This window comes from Inquilinus ginsengisoli (genome assembly GCF_050434925.1).
Classification (GTDB): Bacteria; Pseudomonadota; Alphaproteobacteria; order DSM-16000; family Inquilinaceae; genus Inquilinus; species Inquilinus ginsengisoli_B.
The window spans coordinates 1,871,440-1,890,842 of the sequence record NZ_JBNDJK010000001.1 but is presented as its reverse complement, the minus strand read 5'-3'; the positions used below and the strand labels follow the sequence as shown (position 1 = coordinate 1,890,842).

General features: G+C 67.5%; 17 protein-coding genes. 3 read left to right on the top strand and 14 right to left on the bottom strand.

The features are described 5' to 3' along the window. The first annotated feature begins 24 nt into the window (after window positions 1-24). Window positions 25-819, top strand: coding sequence for an alpha/beta hydrolase family protein (locus tag QFZ27_RS09075; protein WP_429225866.1), 795 nt, complete (start codon window positions 25-27; stop codon window positions 817-819). Between the two features lie 60 nt (window positions 820-879). After that, window positions 880-2,091, top strand: coding sequence for a M20/M25/M40 family metallo-hydrolase (locus QFZ27_RS09070; RefSeq protein WP_429225865.1), 1,212 nt, complete (start codon window positions 880-882; stop codon window positions 2,089-2,091). Between the two features lie 358 nt (window positions 2,092-2,449). Here QFZ27_RS09070 and QFZ27_RS09065 read toward each other — a convergent pair whose 3' ends face one another. The 6 genes from QFZ27_RS09065 to ltrA (QFZ27_RS09040) form a co-directional block, all read right to left on the bottom strand. Beyond that, complete coding sequence (locus tag QFZ27_RS09065) at window positions 2,450-2,986, bottom strand: group II intron maturase-specific domain-containing protein (protein ID WP_429225864.1); 537 nt, start codon at window positions 2,984-2,986, stop codon at window positions 2,450-2,452. Further along, window positions 2,986-3,822, bottom strand: coding sequence for a group II intron reverse transcriptase/maturase (ltrA, locus tag QFZ27_RS09060; RefSeq protein WP_429225863.1), 837 nt, complete (start codon window positions 3,820-3,822; stop codon window positions 2,986-2,988). The genes QFZ27_RS09065 and ltrA (QFZ27_RS09060) overlap by 1 nt, the downstream gene beginning before the upstream one ends. A gap of 627 nt (window positions 3,823-4,449) precedes the next feature. After that, window positions 4,450-4,815: a response regulator gene (locus QFZ27_RS09055; protein WP_429225862.1), complete on the bottom strand. Its 366-nt coding sequence runs from the start codon at window positions 4,813-4,815 to the stop codon at window positions 4,450-4,452. Between the two features lie 11 nt (window positions 4,816-4,826). After that, the gene (locus tag QFZ27_RS09050) at window positions 4,827-7,916 is read right to left on the bottom strand and encodes a CheR family methyltransferase (RefSeq protein WP_429225861.1); all 3,090 of its coding nucleotides are present in this window, start codon (window positions 7,914-7,916) and stop codon (window positions 4,827-4,829) included. A gap of 604 nt (window positions 7,917-8,520) precedes the next feature. After that, a complete protein-coding gene (locus QFZ27_RS09045; RefSeq protein ID WP_429225859.1) occupies window positions 8,521-9,057 on the bottom strand; it encodes a group II intron maturase-specific domain-containing protein in 537 nt (178 codons plus the stop codon). After that, window positions 9,057-9,893: a group II intron reverse transcriptase/maturase gene (gene ltrA / locus QFZ27_RS09040; RefSeq protein ID WP_429225858.1), complete on the bottom strand. Its 837-nt coding sequence runs from the start codon at window positions 9,891-9,893 to the stop codon at window positions 9,057-9,059. Before ltrA (QFZ27_RS09040) ends, QFZ27_RS09045 begins: the two co-directional genes overlap by 1 nt. A gap of 917 nt (window positions 9,894-10,810) precedes the next feature. On the opposite strand from ltrA (QFZ27_RS09040), the gene QFZ27_RS09035 reads away from it, so the two are divergent. Next, window positions 10,811-11,710 carry a LysR family transcriptional regulator gene (locus QFZ27_RS09035; RefSeq protein WP_429225857.1) on the top strand — a complete coding sequence of 300 codons (900 nt, stop codon included), beginning with the start codon at window positions 10,811-10,813 and terminating at the stop codon, window positions 11,708-11,710. On the opposite strand, the gene QFZ27_RS09030 is transcribed toward QFZ27_RS09035, so the two are convergent. The 8 genes from QFZ27_RS09030 to trbE are packed head-to-tail and all read right to left on the bottom strand — an operon-like array spanning window position 11,711 to window position 19,403. Beyond that, window positions 11,711-11,959, bottom strand: coding sequence for a DUF2274 domain-containing protein (locus QFZ27_RS09030; RefSeq protein WP_429225856.1), 249 nt, complete (start codon window positions 11,957-11,959; stop codon window positions 11,711-11,713). Window positions 11,960-11,965: 6 nt separating this feature from the next. Continuing rightward, window positions 11,966-13,114 (bottom strand): TraB/TrbI/VirB10 family type IV secretion system protein, encoded by a 1,149-nt coding sequence (locus QFZ27_RS09025; RefSeq protein WP_429225855.1) that lies wholly within the window; start codon window positions 13,112-13,114, stop codon window positions 11,966-11,968. Further along, window positions 13,111-14,070 carry a P-type conjugative transfer protein TrbG gene (gene trbG / locus QFZ27_RS09020; RefSeq protein WP_429225854.1) on the bottom strand — a complete coding sequence of 320 codons (960 nt, stop codon included), beginning with the start codon at window positions 14,068-14,070 and terminating at the stop codon, window positions 13,111-13,113. The genes QFZ27_RS09025 and trbG overlap by 4 nt, the downstream gene beginning before the upstream one ends. Beyond that, a complete protein-coding gene (gene trbF / locus QFZ27_RS09015; protein WP_429225852.1) occupies window positions 14,070-14,756 on the bottom strand; it encodes a conjugal transfer protein TrbF in 687 nt (228 codons plus the stop codon). The genes trbG and trbF overlap by 1 nt, the downstream gene beginning before the upstream one ends. After that, a complete protein-coding gene (trbL, locus tag QFZ27_RS09010; protein WP_429225850.1) occupies window positions 14,753-15,985 on the bottom strand; it encodes a P-type conjugative transfer protein TrbL in 1,233 nt (410 codons plus the stop codon). Before trbL ends, trbF begins: the two co-directional genes overlap by 4 nt. Before the next feature lies 1 nt (window position 15,986). Continuing rightward, on the bottom strand, window positions 15,987-16,241 hold the full coding sequence (gene trbK-alt, locus QFZ27_RS09005; RefSeq protein ID WP_429225849.1) for a putative entry exclusion protein TrbK-alt: 255 nt from the start codon (window positions 16,239-16,241) through the stop codon (window positions 15,987-15,989). A 4-nt stretch (window positions 16,242-16,245) separates the two neighbouring features. Then, window positions 16,246-16,974: a P-type conjugative transfer protein TrbJ gene (gene trbJ, locus QFZ27_RS09000; RefSeq protein WP_429225848.1), complete on the bottom strand. Its 729-nt coding sequence runs from the start codon at window positions 16,972-16,974 to the stop codon at window positions 16,246-16,248. Beyond that, window positions 16,971-19,403, bottom strand: coding sequence for a conjugal transfer protein TrbE (gene trbE / locus QFZ27_RS08995; protein ID WP_429225847.1), 2,433 nt, complete (start codon window positions 19,401-19,403; stop codon window positions 16,971-16,973). Before trbE ends, trbJ begins: the two co-directional genes overlap by 4 nt.

The window sequence follows — 19,403 nt, the reverse complement described above, 5'->3', positions numbered from 1 at the left end:
GAGGGCCAGCCCGGTCGCGAGATCGTGCTTCACGCTTACCGCTCCGCCGGCTACGGGCCGGGCAAGGACGTGGTCTTCGTCCAGCACGGCATGCTGCGTAACGGCGACGAGTACCGCGACTTCTGGATCCCCGCGGCGGACCGGCACGGCCTGCTGATCGTGGCGCCGACTTTCTCCAACGACGGTTTCAAGGGCGCGGAGAACTACAACGACGGCATGGTGCGTGACGTTAAGGGGCAGATCGCACCGGCCGATACCTGGATCTACCGGGTGCCGGCGCTGGTCGCCGCCGCGCTGGTCGAGGCCGGGGTGATGGCGCCGGGCCGCGCCCGCATCTTCGGCCATTCCGCGGGCGGGCAGTTCCTGCACCGGATGGTGTCCCTGGTCGGCTTCGGCCCGTTCGCGGCCGTGGCCGCCGCCAATTCCGGCTGGTACTCCCTGCCGACACTCGACACGCCCTTTCCCGCCGGCCTCGCCGGGACCGGCCTCGGCGAGCCCGGCCTCAAGCGGCTGCTGGAGAGCCCGCTCCATGTGATGGCCGGGTCGAAGGACAGCGAGGCCACCGCCGACAACCTGCCCTCGCAGCCCGAGGCGGTGGCCCAGGGACCGGGGCGCCTGCACCGCGCCCGCAACTACCACGCCGTGGGCAAGGCGATGGCCGGCATCCTCGGCTGCGCCTTCAACTGGCGGTTCACCGAGGTGCCCGGCGTTGCCCATGACGGCCGCGCCATGTCGGTTGCCGCCGCCGGGATCTGGTTCGATGATCGGCTGCCCGATGTCGCCGCGCTCGGCACCGGACCCGCAACTGTCAACGCCTGACCCCGTCCGCCGCGCTTCTTGACCGAAAGGGGCCGCCTGATCGGCCCGCAAAGGCAATCCATGACCTACGAGATCCCGCAGATCATCGCCTCGCCGCAGTTCCAGGCGGCCATCGCAGCGCTCCGCAGCCAGCATGACCGCCTGGTCGAGGAGATCATCATGCTGACCGAGATCCCCTCGCCTCCCTTCAAGGAGGAGCGCCGTGCGCTGGCCTATGAGGCGATGTTCCGCGAGCTCGGGCTCGAGGCGGTGGGCCGCGACGCCATCGGCAACGTCACCGGCATCCGCCGCGGCCGGGCCAACGGCCAGATGGTCGTCGTCGCCGCCCATCTCGACACTGTCTTCCCCAAGGGCACGGACTGCACCGTCCGGCGGGAGGGCACGAAGCTCTTCGCGCCCGGCGTGGGCGACGACACGCGCGGCCTCGCAGTGCTGCTGGCCTTCATCCGCGCGCTCGACGCCGCCGGAATCGAGACCGAGCAGGACCTCCTCTTCGTCGGCGACGTCGGCGAGGAAGGCAAGGGCGACCTGCGCGGCGTCCGCCACCTGTTCACCGAAGGCCCGTTGCGCGACCGGGTCACGGCCTTCTTCACCATCGATGGGCTGGAGCTCGACACAATTACGACGGCGGCCGTCGGGTCCTACCGCTACCGGGTGACCTTCCGAGGCCCGGGCGGGCATTCGCTGAACGCCTTCGGCACCGTCAACCCGGCGCATGCGATGGCCGGTGTGGTGCTGGGCCTGTCGCGGGTCGAAGTGCCGGCCGAGCCGCGCACGACCCACTGCGCCTCGGTCTTCGGCGGCGGCACCTCGATTAACGCGATCCCGAACGAGGTGTGGGTGGAGATCGATCTCCGCTCCGAAAGCCAGTCGGAGCTCGGCCGGCTCGATGCCCGCCTGCATGCTCTAGTCGACGAGGCCGTGGCCGGGGAGAACGCCCGCGGCGACACCGCCGCCGGCCGGATCATCGCCGAGATGAAGCGCATCGGCAACCGCCCGGCCGGCCGCACCGACCACCGCGAGCGGATCGTCCAGGCCGCGCTCACGGCGCTGCCGGCCTTCGGCTTCGCCCCCGCGACCAAGGCCAGCTCCACCGACGCCAACATCCCGATGAGCCTCGGCGTCCCTGCGATCTGCCTCGGCTCCGGCGGCACCGGGGGCCGCGCGCATTCCCTGGAGGAGTGGATCGACGTCGAGCCGGAACTCTCGCTGCGCGGCCTCTCGGCCGGGCTGGCGACGATCCTGGGAACCGTCGGGATGCGGCTGGACTGAGCGGTCGCCGCAACTCGGTGCTCTAGACGAAGCGTACAGCAGGCACCAGTTGCTCCAACTGCGCCGGCTTTCTGCAATCCGCGATCCACGTCTTCCCCGAGGAAGGAGTTCCAATCCAGCGCTTACGCCCCGCTGGCCAGACTTCTACCGGGGATCTTCGGCTCGGTTCACGTGGGCTTATCCCGGATGCCGGCTGCGCCGGTTCGGAGATTGATGTAACCCGGTATGCTGTCCTGACGGATCAATTCCTCTGGAACCTGAAGATTTGGTGTCATCCAGATCGGGATAGGGGGAAGCCTCGCGGCTCCCCCCTCCCACACCACCGGACGTACGGGTCCGTATCCGGCGGTTCGGCGGATTAAGCGGGGAGCGGGTTGGCGATGGAGGCGAGACCGAGGGACTGAAGTGCGGCGGTGGGGAGTGCAATGGTGAGCGCGGGGCTGTTGCTGAGCCGCCAGGGGCCGTGTGGGCTGCCGGCGGTCTGGGCCGCCAGATCCCGGCCGACGCCGTGGCGTCGCAGCTCGGCAAAGCGCTTGGGTCCGCGCTTCCATTGCTTCCAGGCGATGGCGCGGAGCCGCCGCCTGGTCCACTGGTCGAGTGCGCGCAGCACCGACGGGGTCTGGCAGAAGCCGAAGTAGCCGCGCCACCCGATCAGGTAGACGGACAGCTCCTCGATGATCTGCTTGAGGCTGTCGCCGCGGGTGCGCCGCGTCAGGACCCGGACCTTCGCCTTGAAGCGGTCGATGGCCTTCGGCGCGATCCGGCGCCGCGGCTCTCTTCCGCCGGTGAAGCTGAAGCCCAGGAACTTGCGGGCGCTCGGTTTGGCGACCGCGCTCTTGGCCCTGTTGACCTTCAGCTTGAGCCGCTTGGCCAGGAACCGCTCGATGCCGGCCATCACCCGTTCGCCCGCCTGCTGCGCACATAGATGTTGCAGTCGTCGGCGTAGCGGACGAAGCGATGGCCGCGCTTCTCCAGCTCCTGGTCCAGAACGTCCAGCATCAGGTTCGGCAACAGCGGCGAGAGCGGTCCGCCTTGCGGCGTCCCCTCCTCCGTCGGGCCGACGAGGCCGCCCTCCAGCACGCCCGCGGTCAGAAAGCCGCGGATCAGCTTCAGGAGGCACTTGTCGGCCACCCGCTTGGCCACCAGCCCCATCAGGATATCGTGGTTGACCCGATCGAAGAACTTCTCCACGTCGAGATCCACCACCACGCCGTAGCCGGACGCAATATCGGTCTGCGCCCGGGCCACCGCCTGATGCGCCGAGCGCCCCGGCCGGAAGCCGAAGCTGGCCTCGGAGAACGTCGGGTCCCAGTCCGCCTGCAGCGCCTGCATCACCGCCTGCTGGATGAAGCGGTCGAGCACCGTCGGGATGCCGAGCGGCCTCACGCCACCCGACGCCTTCGGGATCTCCACCCGCCGCACCGGCTGCGGCTTGTAGGTGCCGTTGATCAGCTGAGCCCGGATCGCGGGCCAATGCCGCTTCAGGTGGGCCGGCAGATCGTCGACACCCATGCCGTCGACCCCCGCCGCACCCTTGTTGCGCCGCACTCGTGCCAGCGCCGTCTTCAGGTTCTCTCGGTCAAGGATGATCTCCATCGACGGTCCCGCGACCGCCAGGCGTTCGAGGCTGGCTCTCGCCGCGCGAGCTTCGGTCGCCTGGGCCGCAAGGCTCGGGGCTTCACCCTCCGCCGAGGGGCCCAGGGTCAGCTTGCTCTGATCTTTCTGCCGCATGGCTCGCTCGAGATCGCCGCTCTACTGGCCTCTTCCACCGTTCGGGCCTTCGGCGGCAACCGCCGCCTACTATGCCCTCAGCTGACTTCTGCGCCGCGGTCAGGCGGCCTTGCGGCCACCTCAGTCCCGAGGGACACGGCGCAGACCTCCCGAGGTAAGACCGACCGCCTTCACCGCACGCCCGCCGGATTTACCACCCCGGCCATTGATGGCCCTGGACTTCGCGATCAACGGCTCGCTCGTCCGGCCGGGTAGGCCTCATATCCGGTTCTTGTCCATCGGGCCGCGGCTTTGCTCCACGCTTCCTTCAGACCCCGCCTCGCGGCGACGCCCTTGCGCTTCGATAGTCCTTCACCGCCATCAGGCTGGACAGAGGACTTCCACCTCCAAGCTGTCAGTCATGCTCGGCACACCGCAGAAAACCCCGCCTTTTTGGGGCGGGGCTCTGGATCAGATCTCGATGTGTATCGAGTTATAACAAAGGTGGTTGCGGGGACACGCAACCATCTACGTTCACGCACGCCGATGTGCGATCATCGGACCACTGACCCGGCCTCAAGCGGGCACTGATTCCTCGATGCGCGCCGATCTGCGAGCCAGCGCCGGCATCGCATTCGGTCGTGCACTCTAGGAAGCAATAACCGCCTGTAGCGTCTCGACCAGCTCTCCTACTCGGATGGGCTTGGCGAGCACGGGGTGGCCGCACAAATCTCCTGGGATCTCCGCCCGCACATGCCCGCTGGCGAAGATGAAGGGAATTCCTCGGCGCTCAAGCTCCCGGGCGAGCTCGAAACTGTCCTCGCCGTTCAACCGTATGTCGAGAACGGCAGCTCCTACCCTCTCATGGTCGATCGCCGACAGCGCCGTGGCCACCGAGGGGACGGGTGGCATCACATTGAAGCCCGCAGCGGTCAACGCACCTGCTATCTGCTCCGCCAGGAGCCACTCATCCTCGACGATCAGAAGCTTGGCATTCCAGTCTGTGCGGCCCATTCGCGCCTCTGCTACAGCTCAAACCGCAAAGTGACGACCAACCCTTCAGGCGCGAATCTCAACTCGGACTTGCCGCCCAGGGCATGCTGGGTTTCGCGCTCGACGAGCTTCAGTCCGAAGCCGGGCTTCGCCGGCGCTGTCGGAGCAGGTCCGCCGGTTTCCTTCCAGACAACTTTGATGTCGTTTTTCTTCTGCGACCATGTCACGGACACCTCCCCCTCGGGCATCGACAGTGCACCGTACTTGCCGGCATTGGTCGCGAGCTCGTGTAAGACCATCCCGAGCGAAAGCGCGCATTTCGGCTTCAGCCGGATTTCCGGGCCGTCCAGCTTCACCCGGCGCTTGCCGAACGGCGCCAGCTGCTCGCGCGCCAGGGTCTTGATCGAAGTCTCCGTCCAGCTCTCTTCCGAGAGGAGCGAATAGGATGTCGCCATCGCCTGAAGCCTGCCGACGAATGTCTCGTGGAACGCCTCGATCGAAGCGGCGCCGCGGACAGTCTGTTCGGCAACGGCAATGACGATCGCCAACATGTTCCTGACCCGGTGGTTCAACTCGGAGACGAGAGTTCGCTGGTGCTCTTCGGCGCGGGCCAGCGAGGTCACGTCCACGAAAGTAACCACGACACCATCGATGCGATTCAAGGAGTTGCGGTAAGGCGCGAGCCGGACCAGATAGGTCCGATCATTCTCGACCGCCTCGACGCGCCGCTCCATGCTGTTTCCAGCCTCCAGCGTCGTCCGCACATCCTCGGTCAAGGTCGGCAGGCTGATGCGGCTGGTCAGATCCGTCAGGGGTCGGCCGCGGTCCCCGGGCAGGATGTTGAAGATGTCGGCCACTGCCGGGGTGAAGCTGCGGATGACGAGATTCTTGTCCAGGAAGACCGTCGCCAGCTGGCTGCTTTCGAACAGGTTCTGCAGATCGCTGTTGGCGAGGTCAAGCGCATCAACCTTGGAGTTGAGCTCGCTGTTGACGGTATGCAGCTCTTCGTTCAGCGACTGCAGTTCCTCCTTGGAGGCCTCGAGCTCTTCGTTGGTCGACTGCGACTCCTCATTGACCGAGACCAGCTCCTCGTTGCTCGATTTCAGCTCTTCCAGCGCCGTCTCGTATTCCTCGACCAGCGACTGCAGGCGCTCCCGCGTGTCCCGCAGCTCGCGTTCGAGTTGCAGGGCCGCGCCATCAGCGGGCACCTGCAGCCGGGCCAGGGCCTCCTCCCGGCTGAGCGTGGCACCCTGGTCGGCAAAAAGCACCAGGAACAGCGGCTCTTCGCTTTCGTTCCGGGCCATGGGCTCGATCGTCAGGGTGATGATCTGGACCCGCTCGTCGTCGCTTTCGACCGCAAGGCCCTCGCGGACGATGGTGCGCCCGGTCTCGACCGCCTCGCGCAGAGCGGTGCGCAGGTCCAGCCGCAGGCCGCGGCGGGCCATGGCAACGAGGTGTCGGTTCGGAATTCCGACCGCGGGTTCAAGGTACTTGCCGGTTCGGGCCGAATAGTGGACCACGTCGCCATCGCGGTTGATCACGACGTGGGGAGGAGCGAACTGCTCCAGCACGCGGGCTTCGACGGCGTGCCGCAGTCCCGCCGCTGCCGGCACCGCCCGCCGAATGCGTGAATCGTGCGCCTTGCCCGGTGTCAGGCCGGCCACCGAAAGCGGCAGCCGCCGGGCCATCTCCCCGCCATCATCCCGGCTGCGGAAGATCCGGTGTTTCTTGTCGACGGCGCCGAACAAGTCGGAGAACTGGCTGACATTCTCCGACGTGCCCAGGAACAGATAGCCGCCGGGCCGCAACGCGTAGTGGAAGACAGGGATGACCTGCCTCTGCGCCTCCGGGCCGAAATAGATCAGGAGGTTCCGGCAGGACACCAGGTCCAGCGTCGAGAACGGCGGATCGCGGAGCACGCTATGTGGAGAGAAGATGCACAGGTCGCGGACCTCCTTTCCGATCACAAAACTAGCACCGTCTGTGGAGAAGAAGCGCTGCCGTCGATCGGGCGAGACACCGTCGAGGAGACCTTCCGGGTAACGGCCGGTACGCGCGATCGCCAGGGCGTGCTCGTCTATATCGGTGGCGAAGAGCTGCACCTTGGGAACCGCGCTGAGCGTCTCCATGTGCTCGCGCATCAGAATCGCAACGGAGTACACCTCCTCGCCAGTGGCGCATCCCGGCACCCAGATACGGATCGCCTCATCGGCGCCGCGTCCCTCGAACAGCTTCGGGATGACCGTCCGCGCCAGCGTCTCAAACGCATCGGCATCACGGAAGAAACTGGTGACGTTGATCAGCAGGTCGCGGAACAGCACGCCGACCTCGGTTGGATCTGCCCGAAGCCGATCCAGATAAGCTTCGATCGTCGCCAGTTGATTGATTTGCATGCGCCGCTGCACCCGACGCAGGAAGGTTTTCGGCTTGTAGCCGGCGAAGTCGTGGCCCAGCTGGTTCCGTAGGGTTGCGCAGATCTCCAGCCTGACCTCCTCCACGGCGCTGAGCCTCTCGTCCTCCGTGTTCGCGCTCTCCGTCAACCGGTCCAGCTGGTTCAGGGACCGCGCGAATTCGACGAGCTGAGGGCCCATCTCTGCCGCCGGGACCGCGAGATCGATGAACCCGGTGGCGATGGCAGTCTGCGGCATGTCCGGATGGGCGGGCCCATGGCCGTCGGCCACCTGCGCCAGCGTCAGACCGCCGCGCTGCTTGACCGCCTTGGCGCCCAGCGTGCCGTCGCCGTCGCCTCCGGACAGGATCGCGGCAGCCGCGTACTCGCCCCGGTCCTCGGCCAGCGAGCTCAGGAACAGGTCGATCGGCTTGCGCTCCCGGTGCAGAGGGTCCGGCTTGCGGACATCAAGTGTGCCGCCGGCGATCGTCAGGATGGCGTCCGACGGGAGAACGTAGACGTGGTCCCGCTCGACCCGAACGCCGTGGGCTGCGACCAGAACGGGCATCGGGGTGAGCCGCGCCACCACCTCGTGCAGCAGGCTTTTGCGCTGGGGATTCAGGTGGGTCACGATTACGAACGCCATGCCGGGCTCCTGCGGCATGCCGCCGAAAAAGCCTTGCAGCGCCTCGACGCCGCCAGCGGAGGCGCCGACGCCGACGATCGGGATCATCGGTTCTCTGGACATCGTGGCACCTGAATAAGCCGGCCGCCTCGTGCGGTTCCGGTGAATCAACACTCTACCGCGCAAGCCGTGCCCTGTCCGATGTCGCGGCTGCGGGGGTTGGGATATTCGACTGCGCGAGACCGGACGCCCAGCAGCGTCGTCTGCATGAGGTGTCACGGTCGCGCAGTTCGCGCCAAATCTGTTGCCCCGGACTCAGCACATCAATCAGCTGCATACCGGGCATATCTATTTCCAAGACGACAAAGGGCTCCGAGCGGGAGCAAAGGAAAACGGCGAAGATTCCCGACGGCATCGCAGTGACTGGTCCGCAGCAAGCCGTGTGCGGTGATCGCGCTCCTCACGCATAAGATTGAGCGGCAATGCGAACAGCGCCGCCGCCACGAAGGCACCAGCCGATCTGGCCCGACCTTCCGACGGTGAAGGGGTGGTGGAGCGTGCGTCGTGCGCTACTCCTGTGCTGGCCTCGGCGCTCGGATCAAGCCTAGCCTTTCCTGTGGAAACTCGGCCGGAATCGGGATAGGGGGAAGCCTCGCGGCTCCCCCCTCCCACACCACCGGACGTACGGGTCCGTATCCGGCGGTTCGGCGGATTAAGCGGGGAGTGGGTTGGCGATGGAGGCGAGACCGAGGGACTGAAGTGCGGCGGTGGGGAGTGCAATGGTGAGCGCGGGGCTGTTGCTGAGCCGCCAGTGGCCGTGTGGGCTGCCGGCGGTCTGGGCCGCCAGATCCCGGCCGACGCCGTGGCGTCGCAGCTCGGCAAAGCGCTTGGGTCCGCGCTTCCATTGCTTCCAGGCGATGGCGCGGAGCCGCCGCCTGGTCCACTGGTCGAGTGCGCGCAGCACCGACGGGGTCTGGCAGAAGCCGAAGTAGCCGCGCCACCCGATCAGGTAGACGGACAGCTCCTCGATGATCTGCTTGAGGCTGTCGCCGCGGGTGCGCCGCGTCAGGACCCGGACCTTCGCCTTGAAGCGGTCGATGGCCTTCGGCGCGATCCGGCGCCGCGGCTCTCTTCCGCCGGTGAAGCTGAAGCCCAGGAACTTGCGGGCGCTCGGTTTGGCGACCGCGCTCTTGGCCCTGTTGACCTTCAGCTTGAGCCGCTTGGCCAGGAACCGCTCGATGCCGGCCATCACCCGTTCGCCCGCCTGCTGCGCACATAGATGTTGCAGTCGTCGGCGTAGCGGACGAAGCGATGGCCGCGCTTCTCCAGCTCCTGGTCCAGAACGTCCAGCATCAGGTTCGGCAACAGCGGCGAGAGCGGTCCGCCTTGCGGCGTCCCCTCCTCCGTCGGGCCGACGAGGCCGCCCTCCAGCACGCCCGCGGTCAGAAAGCCGCGGATCAGCTTCAGGAGGCACTTGTCGGCCACCCGCTTGGCCACCAGCCCCATCAGGATATCGTGGTTGACCCGATCGAAGAACTTCTCCAGGTCGAGATCCACCACCACGCCGTAGCCGGACGCAATATCGGTCTGCGCCCGGGCCACCGCCTGATGCGCCGAGCGCCCCGGCCGGAAGCCGAAGCTGGCCTCGGAGAACGTCGGGTCCCAGTCCGCCTGCAGCGCCTGCATCACCGCCTGCTGGATGAAGCGGTCGAGCACCGTCGGGATGCCGAGCGGCCTCACGCCACCCGACGCCTTCGGGATCTCCACCCGCCGCACCGGCTGCGGCTTGTAGGTGCCGTTGATCAGCTGAGCCCGGATCGCGGGCCAATGCCGCTTCAGGTGGGCCGGCAGATCGTCGACATCCATGCCGTCGACCCCCGCCGCACCCTTGTTGCGCCGCACTCGTGCCAGCGCCGTCTTCAGGTTCTCTCGGTCAAGGATGATCTCCATCGACGGTCCCGCGACCGCCGGGCGTTCGAGGCTGGCTCTCGCCGCGCGAGCTTCGGTCGCCTGGGCCGCAAGGCTCGGGGCTTCACCCTCCGCCGAGGGGCCCAGGGTCAGCTTGCTCTGATCTTTCTGCCGCATGGCTCGCTCGAGATCGCCGCTCTACTGGCCTCTTCCACCGTTCGGGCCTTCGGCGGCAACCGCCGCCTACTATGCCCTCAGCTGACTTCTGCGCCGCGATCAGGCGGCCTTGCGGCCACCTCAGTCCCGAGGGACACGGCGCAGACCTCCCGAGGTAAGACCGACCGCCTTCACCGCACGCCCGCCGGATTTACCACCCCGGCCATTGATGGCCCTGGACTTCGCGATCAACGGCTCGCTCGTCCGGCCGGGTAGGCCTCATATCCGGTTCTTGTCCATCGGGCCGCGGCTTTGCTCCACGCTTCCTTCAGACCCCGCCTCGCGGCGACGCCCTTGCGCTTCGCTAGTCCTTCACCGCCATCAGGCTGGACAGAGGACTTCCACCTCCAAGCTGTCAGTCATGCTCGGCACACCGCAGAAAACCCCGCCTTTTTGGGGCGGGGCTCTAGATCAGATCTCGATGTGTATCGAGTTATAACAAAGGTGGTTGCGGGGACACGCAACCAACCATCATGCGAGTGACGGCACAGCATTCGCTGACGCAATTGGGCAAGCTGACCGGTCCGCGTGAACGATGGCCGTTCGGCTAGATCATCCACCCAATTTGGTGAAACGATCACCGGACACTACCTCCATGGCGAGGAGCGTAGTTCACGGCTTCAATCCCGACCGGCCGCAATCGTGGCCACGATCGCATGCCCCTGCGCGTCTCCCCGACGGGGCAGTTCCTTATTCGAAGATCCCGCACGCCGCTGGGTGGCCAGTCGAGGGATATACCTCTGACTGACCTTCCCGACTGCCGCAACGCTCCGGCCAAAGGGGTTGAACATGCAATGCGACGCATCCGCCGCCCTGGATGAGACACTCGGAATGAGACGGACGAGTCGGGGCAGGTTCAAAGTTCGGTGATCAGCCAAATGTTCGATCCCAATTTACGATCGCTGAGATACCTGATCGCCGTGGCGGAGCATCTCAGCTTCCGCCGGGCTGCCGAGGCTTTGGGCATCCGGCAGTCTGCGGTCAGCCGCCAGATCCAGAAGCTCGAGGAAACAATCGGAGTAACGCTCTTCGACCGTCATCCAGGCGGCCTGCGGCTGACCCATGGCGGCCGGTCGTTCATCCGCGACACTCGCTACATCCTCATGCTGCTCGACCATGCAATCGACCGGGCGGATCGCAACGGCAGGGTGGAGACGGGGTTGCTGACGCTCGGATTCTTCCCCTCGTTCGTGACAGGTCGGCTCCGCGCCGTCCTCGAGCAGTTCCGCCACCGGAACCCGAACGTCGTGCTCGAGACCATGGAAGGGAGCCCGGTCGACCAGCTTGAATGGCTTCGGGCCCGGCGCATCGATGCGGGCGTCCTCGCGGGAGGCTATGAGGCACCCGACGTCGAACGCCTGCCGCTTTGGCAAGAGCAGATCTTCGTCGCGCTTCCGCAGGATCATCGCCTGATTGCCTCCGAGACCGTCGAGTGGCGGGATCTTCGGCGGGAGCACTGGCTCGTCCGAACCTTCGAGAGCGGCGCCGTCGTCTACAATTTTCTGATCGGCAGGATCGCGAGCGACGGGCACTTCCCGACGACCTCTCTGCACCTGACCTCGCGCGACAACATCCTGGGCCTCGTCGGCGCGGGATTCGGCATCACCATCGTTCCCGAAACCCTGGTGGAGCTGGCCTATCCCGGCGTCGCATTCCGGCCGATCGTCGGGGAAGGCGCGCTGCTCCCGATCTCGGCAGCCTGGCTTCGTTCCAACGACAATCCCGCCCTGCGCCGGTTCGTCCGTCTGCTTCGCAGCCTTGCCGAGCGCCGGGCGTAGTCACTTCGGGATACCGGCGGCGCCGCCCCTGGTACCCAGAGAACGCCTCGCCGTCGCGAAGCCACGGTCGGACGCCATGAACCGCATGAGCATCGGCACGACCAGACGGACAGGCTCTATCGCCGTACCGCTGTCCCGCCCGAGCAGCTCGGCATAGGCGACGAGATCCCGATGAACGGCGGCAGGCAGATCGACCGTGAGCTTGACCGGCCTGTCGTCGAGCACCGCTCCCAGCTTGAGCTTCGCCATCGTCAGTCACTCCCGATAGGGTTCCAGAAGGAGGTCACGGCTGACCATCACCCGGACCGGGAAGCCTTGCCGCACCGTGATGGTCGGAGGGATGTCGAGATTTCGCCGGACCACCTCCTGCCCGACATCGTCCAGGGTGTCGCCGCCGGCACGCCGCAGCGCCTGCAGGATCCCGCTCTCATCGCTGCCGGCATCCAGACCGGTGCCGACGCCGAGGATCGAGGAGAGCGCCGCAGCGGCGAACAGCCGGCCCCAATGGTGATCGACCTCGTCCTCGAGGCCGGCATGGCCTTCCGTATCCATGCTCGGCAACCGTTCCAGAACAATCGATTTGCCATTCGGAAGGATGAGTCGGGTCCAGACCTGGAGCACGCTGTCCTGCCCGAAGCCGATCCGGCTGTCATAGGTGCCGACCAGCAGCGAGCCTTGCGGCACCAGCAGGTGCCTGCCTGACGCGCTGTCGAAGGCGTTCTCCGTCACCCGGGCGATCACCTGTCCCGGCCGATCGGACCTGAGGCCGGTGACGAGCGCCGCTGCGATCACCGAGCCCGCCTGGAGCAGATAGGGCGACGGGGAATTCCGCAGCCGGTCCGGGCTCACTGTGGTCCGATCGGCGGCCGCCCCGCGGGCGTCGAGTTCGTTTCCCTGCCCCGAAGCGCTCGCCAGAGGGTCCTCGATCGATCCCGGGGTCGTGGAGCCATCTGCAATGCCCGAATGGGCGGATTCCGTATTCCTGGGCTGGCCACGGCCGATGAACAGCTTGCTGGTTCGCGCCGCCTCCTGCTCCTGGGCGATCCGCTGCTGTAGCGGGTCGACGCCGGGCCCGGTCGGCGGCGTCACCGGCCGCCCCTGTTCCTGCGCTCGAAGGATCGGCCGGCCGAGGTCGCCGGGCAGCGGCGGCCCGAGCTGCGGGACGCCGGCATAGTCCCTGGGCAGCGTGGCCAAGCCCTCGGCCGTCGTCCTGCGCTCGGTGCTGTAGAGCTCCTGTTGAGGCTCCGCCTGGCGGCCATCGTCGAGCGCCCAGACCAGGGCGCCGAGCACGGCCATCGCGGCCAATGCCGCCGCGGCAACGAGCGCCCTGCGCGACAGTCTTGCGACGGACGGCCGCTCCGGATGCAGGCGCAACGCTGCTCTGAGCTCAGCCTCTCCGGTCATCGGGCATCGGTCCGCACGATCCGGACCACCTGCTGCTCGCCGGCCCCAAGCCGCAGCTCGGCGGCAGCGAAGAGCCGGTCGACGACATAATAGTTCTGCCGGACTCGGTAGTTGACGAGCTGGGCATCACCTTCCGCGCCGATCACGAAGAGCGGCGGCATCTCACCCTGGCCCACCCCGCGGGGAAATTCGATGTATACCTTCGCGCCGTCGTCGAAGGCCTGGATCGGCCGCCAGGGCGGGTCGTCGCCCTCGATGCGATAGCGGAAGCGCAGCCGCGCCAGGTCGATGGCAGTCGCGACCGGCGCCGCCGCTTCGGCCTCGACATTCCGATGCCGCAGCGCGATCAGCTCGTCCTCCGGGTACTGCCACGACACGGCCGCCATGTAGGTCTCGGTCGTCGAGCGCAGCTCGATTAGATAGGTGCGCCGGTCGGTGTTGATGACGAGGTTCGTCACGAGGTCCGGCCGGGTTGGCTTTACCAGGATATGGACTCGGCGCGATGCCCCTGCCCCGCTTTCCGTGTCGCCGACGATCCAGCGCACCGTGTCGCCGGCGGCCACCGGCCCCGAGCCGACGAGGCCTTCGCCAGGCTGGAGCGCGATGTCGGTGACCTGCCCGGGTGCGGTGTAGACCTGATACAGCGCTCCGGCGGAATAGGGAAAGACCTGCACCGCATTGACGTAGCCGTCGCGGCTCGGCTGCATTCGGGCCGCGGCATTGGCGCGGCTGACCCGCAGCTTCGGATCGGACGGCTCGGGCGGCGCCCGCTTGCCGCCGGGCAGCGGCTTCAACTGCCCGGGCAAGGGCAAGGGCTTCGGCACCTCGACGATGTCGACCGGCTTCGGCGGCTCCGGAAGCCGCACTGCCTCGACCGGCTCGTCGTACCGGATCGAGGGCGTGCCGCTTCCGCAGGCGGCGAGTGGCAGAATGCAAAGGACCAGCAGGAGGCGCATCAGCCGAGCTCCTTCGACCAGTTGATGGCGTTGACGTAGATGCCGAGGGGGTTGCGGCGCAGTCCGTCAGCATCGTGCGGCGGGTCGACGATGATGGTGAGGATCGCAGTCCAGCGCTCGGTGGCGGCCAGGCTGCCATTCTCGAAACGACGTTCGACCCAGGCGACTCGGAAGCTGTCGCCAGAGGCGCGGATGACGCTCGACACCTCGACCGCAACCTGCTGGCGGCCGATCTTGCCGAAGAGATCGCTCACGCGTGCGTATTCGTTGAGCGCGACGGCGCCGCGATCGGTGACGAACTCATAGGCGCGCAGCCAAGCCTGCCGCACCACCACCGGATCGGCCGGAAAACCCCGCACATCCTCGATGAAGCGGGCGAGATGCCAGGCGATCTGAGGGTCGGTCGGCTGGTAGCCGGCGCTGGCGGGCGCCACCGCCTGGACCTGGCCCAGCCGATCGACCTCGACCACCCAGGGCACGACAGTGCCACGGGCCGCCTGCCAGAGGAGACCGGCGCCGAGGCCGCCGGCGAGCACAAGGCATCCGAAAGCCATGAACCGCCAGTTGCGGGCTTGGACCCGGGCCGAGCCGATGCGCTCGTCCCAGAGCTGTGCCGCCTTCTGGTACGGCGTCTCGGGCGCAGGCGCCCGGCCGTATCGGACCGAGGAGCGGCGGAACGGGTTCATCGGTGATCCTCCTCAGCGAGGGAGACGGAGGCCGAGCCGCCGCCGTGGTCGCTGGAGCGCACGGTGTGGGTGGCGGCCGCGACGCCGTGCCGGACGGACTCAGCGTGCTTCAGGCGCTGAGCCCAGCCGGGAGCGCCGCCGGCCGCTGCGGACGGAGTCGAGGGCTCTCGTGGCGCCGACGGCGGGATCGGCCCACCAGCTCCGGGCGACGCCCCTCCTCCACCCTGACCGCCGAGCGCCCGGATTTCGCGGCTGAGCTCCGCCCGGCGTTCCAGCTGTCGCTCGACCGCAAGGCCGCCAGTGAAGCGGCCGCCCGCAGCACCCAGGCGGGCCGCGGCCGAGACGGCTCCGGCTGCTGCCGTGCCGCCGGCGAGGGCGAGGCCGCCGGCCGCGAGCGCCGTTCCGGCCGCAGCGCCGGCGCCGAGCTGCGGGGCACCCGAGACTAGGCCGGTCGCGATGCCGGGCCCGAAGAGGCCAAGGCCGAGAAGAGAGAGCGCGGCGAGCACTAGCGCCAGCGCGTCCTCCAGTGTCGGCTGGGCCTCGCCGAAGCCGCGGGTGAACTCGCCGAAGAGGCCCGTGCCGATGCCGACGATCACCGCGAGCACCAGCACCTTCACACCTGAGGCGACCACGTTGCCGAGCACCTTTTCGGCCAGGAAGGCGGTCTTGCCGAAGAGGCCGAAGGGCAGCAGGACGAACCCGGCGAGGGTCGTGATCTTGAATTCGATCAGAGTGACGAAGAGCTGCACCGCCAGGAGGAAAAATGCCACCAGCACCACCAGCCAGGCGATCAGCAGCACGAAGATCTGGACGAAGTTGTCGAAGAAGGAGACAAAACCCATGAGCTCGCCCGCGGCCGCCAGGATCGGCCGGCTCGCGTCGAGGCCGACCCGTGCGAGGCGGCCCGGCTGGAGGAATTCGGCCAAGCCGACTCCCGAGCCCGACGCTTCGAGGCCCAGCCCCGCGAAGCTCTCGAACACGATGCGGGCCAGGCCGTTGAAGTTGCCGATCAGGAAGGCGAAGACGCCAATGAAGAGCGTCTTGCGGATCAGCCGTGCGAGAACGTCTTCATCGGCGGCCAGCGCCCAGAAGAGACCCGCCAGCGTGATATCGATCGCGATCAGGGTCGAGGACAGGAATGCGACATCACCCCTCAGCAGCCCGAACCCGGAATCGATGTATCGGGTGAAGACCTCGAGAAAGCGGTCGATGACGCCGATGCCGCCCATGTCAACGCTCCTCCTCGACCTTGCCGAGGAAGCGGTCACGGACCTGGTCCCAGGTATCTCGGCAGACCGGATCCTCGGGCCCGGCAAGGCCGAGAGATCGGCATCGGGCGAGCTCGGCCGAGAGATCGTTCTGATGCTGGGACAAGATGCGTATTACCGGTGTCTCCGGTTCGCGGCGGACGACGAGCGCGGTCGCCAGGAACCCAGCGCCGAGCAGGGCAAGCGTCGCCAGGCGAACGAGTTTTATGGGCTCCATGGCCTCACTCGTGGAACATCGTGACCGGTGAGGGCTGGTAGGCGGCGCCCGCGGCCAGGAAGCGCCGGCGTTGTTCTGCAGCCTGCTGCTCGGCCGCGGCCCGGCGCGCCTGCTCCAGTGCCTCGGCACGCCCCTGGGCCGCGAGCAGCGCCGTCAGGTCGGCCACCTGCTTGGCCTGTACGGCGAGAAGCTGGTTGCCGGCCTGGGTCGCCTGCAGCACGCCGACGGCCCCCTGGCTGGCGTCGACGAGCCTGCCGGTCACGGTCTGCGTTACCGGCAGCTCGTTTACCACCCCGGCCCCGATCGTCAGCGCGTGCTGGAACGCTGAGACTGAGGTCTGCCACCGGTCTCGGGCGCCGGCGATGAGGGCTTGATCGCTGAGATCCGCGTCGAGATCCCGGTACTGGCGAAAGGCGCTCTCAATCGACCCGACATCGTATGCGATCCGGTCGGCTTGACGCAGCAAGCCTTGGATTTCGGAGAACGAGCCGTCGATTTCGCCGAGCACCGAGGTCGGCAGGGAGGCGAGCTGGCGAGCCTGGTTCAACAGCATCTGCGCTTCGTTCTGAAGGCTGGTGACCTGGTTCTTGATCTGCTCCAGGGCCCGGGCGGCCGAGAGCAGGTTCTCGGCGTAATTCTTCGGGTCGAACACGATCCAGGCGGCCTGGGCAGCAGCCGGGGCGTTCAGGACGGCGCCAGCGATCAGCGCGGCGCAGAGGCGGCGACAGGTCATCGAGCGGGCTCCACGTTGAGTTGGGGCAGGAGGTCGGCCGCCCAGCCGAGACCGCGGCGGCGAAGCCAGGCCTCGGCGAAGCCGTCCCGGCCGTGGGTGGCCAGCGTGTCGGCAATGGCCAGCTGGTCGGCCTTCGACGAGGCGGCGCAGAATGCGAGCGCGGCGTCTCCGAGGCCGAGCTCGAACAAGCGGTTGCCGCGCCGGGATTGGCAGTAGTAGTCGCGCTTCGGGATCGCCCGGCCGAGGATCTCGATCTGCCGTTCATTGAGCCCAAACCGGCGGTACATTGCGGCGATCTGCGGCTCGATCGCCCGTTCGTTGGGCAGAAACAATCGGGTCGGGCAGCTCTCGACGATCACCGGCGCGATGCTGCTGGTCTCGATATCGGCAAGGGACTGGGTCGCAAAGACCACCGCGGCGTTCTTCTTGCGCAAGGTCTTCAGCCATTCGCGCAACTGCGCCCCGAAGCCAGGATCGGCGAGGGCCAGCCAGCCTTCGTCGATCAGGATCAGGGCCGGACGGCCGTCGAGGCGCCGGTCGATGCGATGGAACAGGTATGACAGTACGGCGGGCGCAGCGCCTGTACCGATCAGGCCCTCCGTTTCGAACGCCTGGACATCGGCGTTGCCGAGATGCTCGGCCTCGGCGTCGAGCAGCCGGCCATACGCCCCGTCGAGGCAATAGGGCTGCAGCCCCCGCTTCAGCACGGCGGATTGCAGCAGCACGGAAAGCCCCGTGAGAGTCCGCTCGCTCACCGGTGCGGAGGCGAGCGAGCTCAGGGCCGACCAGAGGTGCTCCTTGTCCTCGGGGCCTATCGCGACGCCCTCCTTGAGCAGGAGGGCGGCCACCCATTCGGCGGCCCAGCCGCGCTCCGCGCCGTCGTCGACGTCGGCAAGCGGCTGCAGGGTGACGCCGTCCTCGTTGCGGTCGGCAAGGCTGTCGCCGAGATCGTGCCAGTCCCCGCCCATGGCGAGGCAGGCGGCCCGGATCGAGCCTCCGAAGTCGAAGGCGAAGATCAAGGACCGCGCATAGCGCCGGAACTGCAGTGCCATCAGCGCCAGCAGCACGCTCTTCCCGGCGCCGGTCGGTCCGATCACCAGCGTATGGCCGACGTCGCCGACATGGAGCGCGAAGCGGAAGGGGGTCGAGCCCTCGGTCCGGCCGTGGAACAAGGGCGGACCATCGAGGTGGACATCCCGGTCGGGCCCGGCCCAGACCGCGGAGAGTGGAACCATGTGGGCGAGGTTCAAGGTCGAAACCGGCGGCTGCCGCACATTGGCGTAGACATGTCCCGGCACGCTGCCGAGCCAGGCCTCGACGGCGTTGACTGTCTCGGCGATGCACGTGAAGTCGCGGCCCTGGATCACCTTCTCGATGAGGCGCAGCTTCTCGGCGGCGGCAGCCGGATCCTGATCCCACACGGTGACGGTCGCGGTGACGTAGACTTGGCCGAGGGCATCGGTCCCAAGCTCCTGCAGCGCGGCGTCCGCATCCATCGCCTTGTTGTGGGCATCGGTATCGATCAGCGCCGTGGCCTCGTTGGTCATCACCTCCTTGAGGATCGCCGCAATCGATTTGCGTTTGGCGAACCACTGCCGCCGGATGCGGGTGAGGAGCCGCGCCGCGTCGGTCTTGTCGAGGCAGATCGCTCGCGTCGACCAGCGATAGGAGAAGGCGAGGCCATTCAGCTCGTCGAGGATGCCGGGAAAGGTCGCGCCGGGGAATCCGATGACCGTCAGCGATCTCAGATGCGCGGCGCCGAGCCGCGGCTCGAGACCGGCGACGAGCGGCTCGTCGGCCAGAAGCGCGTCGAGATGCATCGGCACCTCCGGCACCGCCACCCGCTGGCGTCGGGTCGATATGCAGGCATGGAGATAGGACAGCGTCTCTGCATCGTCGAGCCAGGTCGCTTCCGGCACGAAGCCCTCGATCAGCTTCAGGATGCGATCGGTCCGGTCGATGTAGCCGCGCAGCAGTTCCCAGGGATCGACGCCGCGGCGGCGGCCCTCGTAGAGCCAGGATTCGACCCTCGAGACCTCCTCGGCCGGCGGCAGCCAGACGAAGGTGAGGAAGTACGCGCTGTCGTAGTGGCTGCCCGCTTCCTCGAACTGTGCCCTGCGTTCGGCCTCCACAAGCGCCGAGACCGGATCCGGAAAGCGGCCTTCGGGATAGCTCTCAGCCGGCTGTCGGCGCGCCTCGGCAAAGATGGCCCACCCGGAGCCAAGCCGGCGCAGGGCATTGTTGAGGCGCGCCGTAGCGCCCACCAGTTCGGCAGGAGTGGCGGAATCGAGATCTGGCCCGCGATAGCGCGCGCTGCGCTGGAAGCTGCCATCCTTGTTCAGCACGATTCCGGGCGCGACCAGGGCCGCCCAGGGAAGCACGTCTGCGAGCTGCGCGGCCGTCTTGCGAAATTCGGAGAGGTTGAGCAT

Bases quoted from the DNA above. Each gene is read 5' to 3' on its own strand.
- QFZ27_RS09070 (WP_429225865.1), top strand. From the start codon at position 880: ATGACCTACGAGATCCCGCAGATCATCGCCTCGCCGCAGTTCCAGGCG.
- QFZ27_RS09065 (WP_429225864.1), bottom strand. From the start codon at position 2,986: ATGGCCGGCATCGAGCGGTTCCTGGCCAAGCGGCTCAAGCTGAAGGTC.
- ltrA (WP_429225863.1), bottom strand. From the start codon at position 3,822: ATGCGGCAGAAAGATCAGAGCAAGCTGACCCTGGGCCCCTCGGCGGAG.
- QFZ27_RS09055 (WP_429225862.1), bottom strand. From the start codon at position 4,815: ATGGGCCGCACAGACTGGAATGCCAAGCTTCTGATCGTCGAGGATGAG.
- QFZ27_RS09050 (WP_429225861.1), bottom strand. From the start codon at position 7,916: ATGATCCCGATCGTCGGCGTCGGCGCCTCCGCTGGCGGCGTCGAGGCG.
- QFZ27_RS09045 (WP_429225859.1), bottom strand. From the start codon at position 9,057: ATGGCCGGCATCGAGCGGTTCCTGGCCAAGCGGCTCAAGCTGAAGGTC.
- ltrA (WP_429225858.1), bottom strand. From the start codon at position 9,893: ATGCGGCAGAAAGATCAGAGCAAGCTGACCCTGGGCCCCTCGGCGGAG.
- QFZ27_RS09035 (WP_429225857.1), top strand. From the start codon at position 10,811: ATGTTCGATCCCAATTTACGATCGCTGAGATACCTGATCGCCGTGGCG.
- QFZ27_RS09030 (WP_429225856.1), bottom strand. From the start codon at position 11,959: ATGGCGAAGCTCAAGCTGGGAGCGGTGCTCGACGACAGGCCGGTCAAG.
- QFZ27_RS09025 (WP_429225855.1), bottom strand. From the start codon at position 13,114: ATGACCGGAGAGGCTGAGCTCAGAGCAGCGTTGCGCCTGCATCCGGAG.
- trbG (WP_429225854.1), bottom strand. From the start codon at position 14,070: ATGCGCCTCCTGCTGGTCCTTTGCATTCTGCCACTCGCCGCCTGCGGA.
- trbF (WP_429225852.1), bottom strand. From the start codon at position 14,756: ATGAACCCGTTCCGCCGCTCCTCGGTCCGATACGGCCGGGCGCCTGCG.
- trbL (WP_429225850.1), bottom strand. From the start codon at position 15,985: ATGGGCGGCATCGGCGTCATCGACCGCTTTCTCGAGGTCTTCACCCGA.
- trbK-alt (WP_429225849.1), bottom strand. From the start codon at position 16,241: ATGGAGCCCATAAAACTCGTTCGCCTGGCGACGCTTGCCCTGCTCGGC.
- trbJ (WP_429225848.1), bottom strand. From the start codon at position 16,974: ATGACCTGTCGCCGCCTCTGCGCCGCGCTGATCGCTGGCGCCGTCCTG.
- trbE (WP_429225847.1), bottom strand. From the start codon at position 19,403: ATGCTCAACCTCTCCGAATTTCGCAAGACGGCCGCGCAGCTCGCAGAC.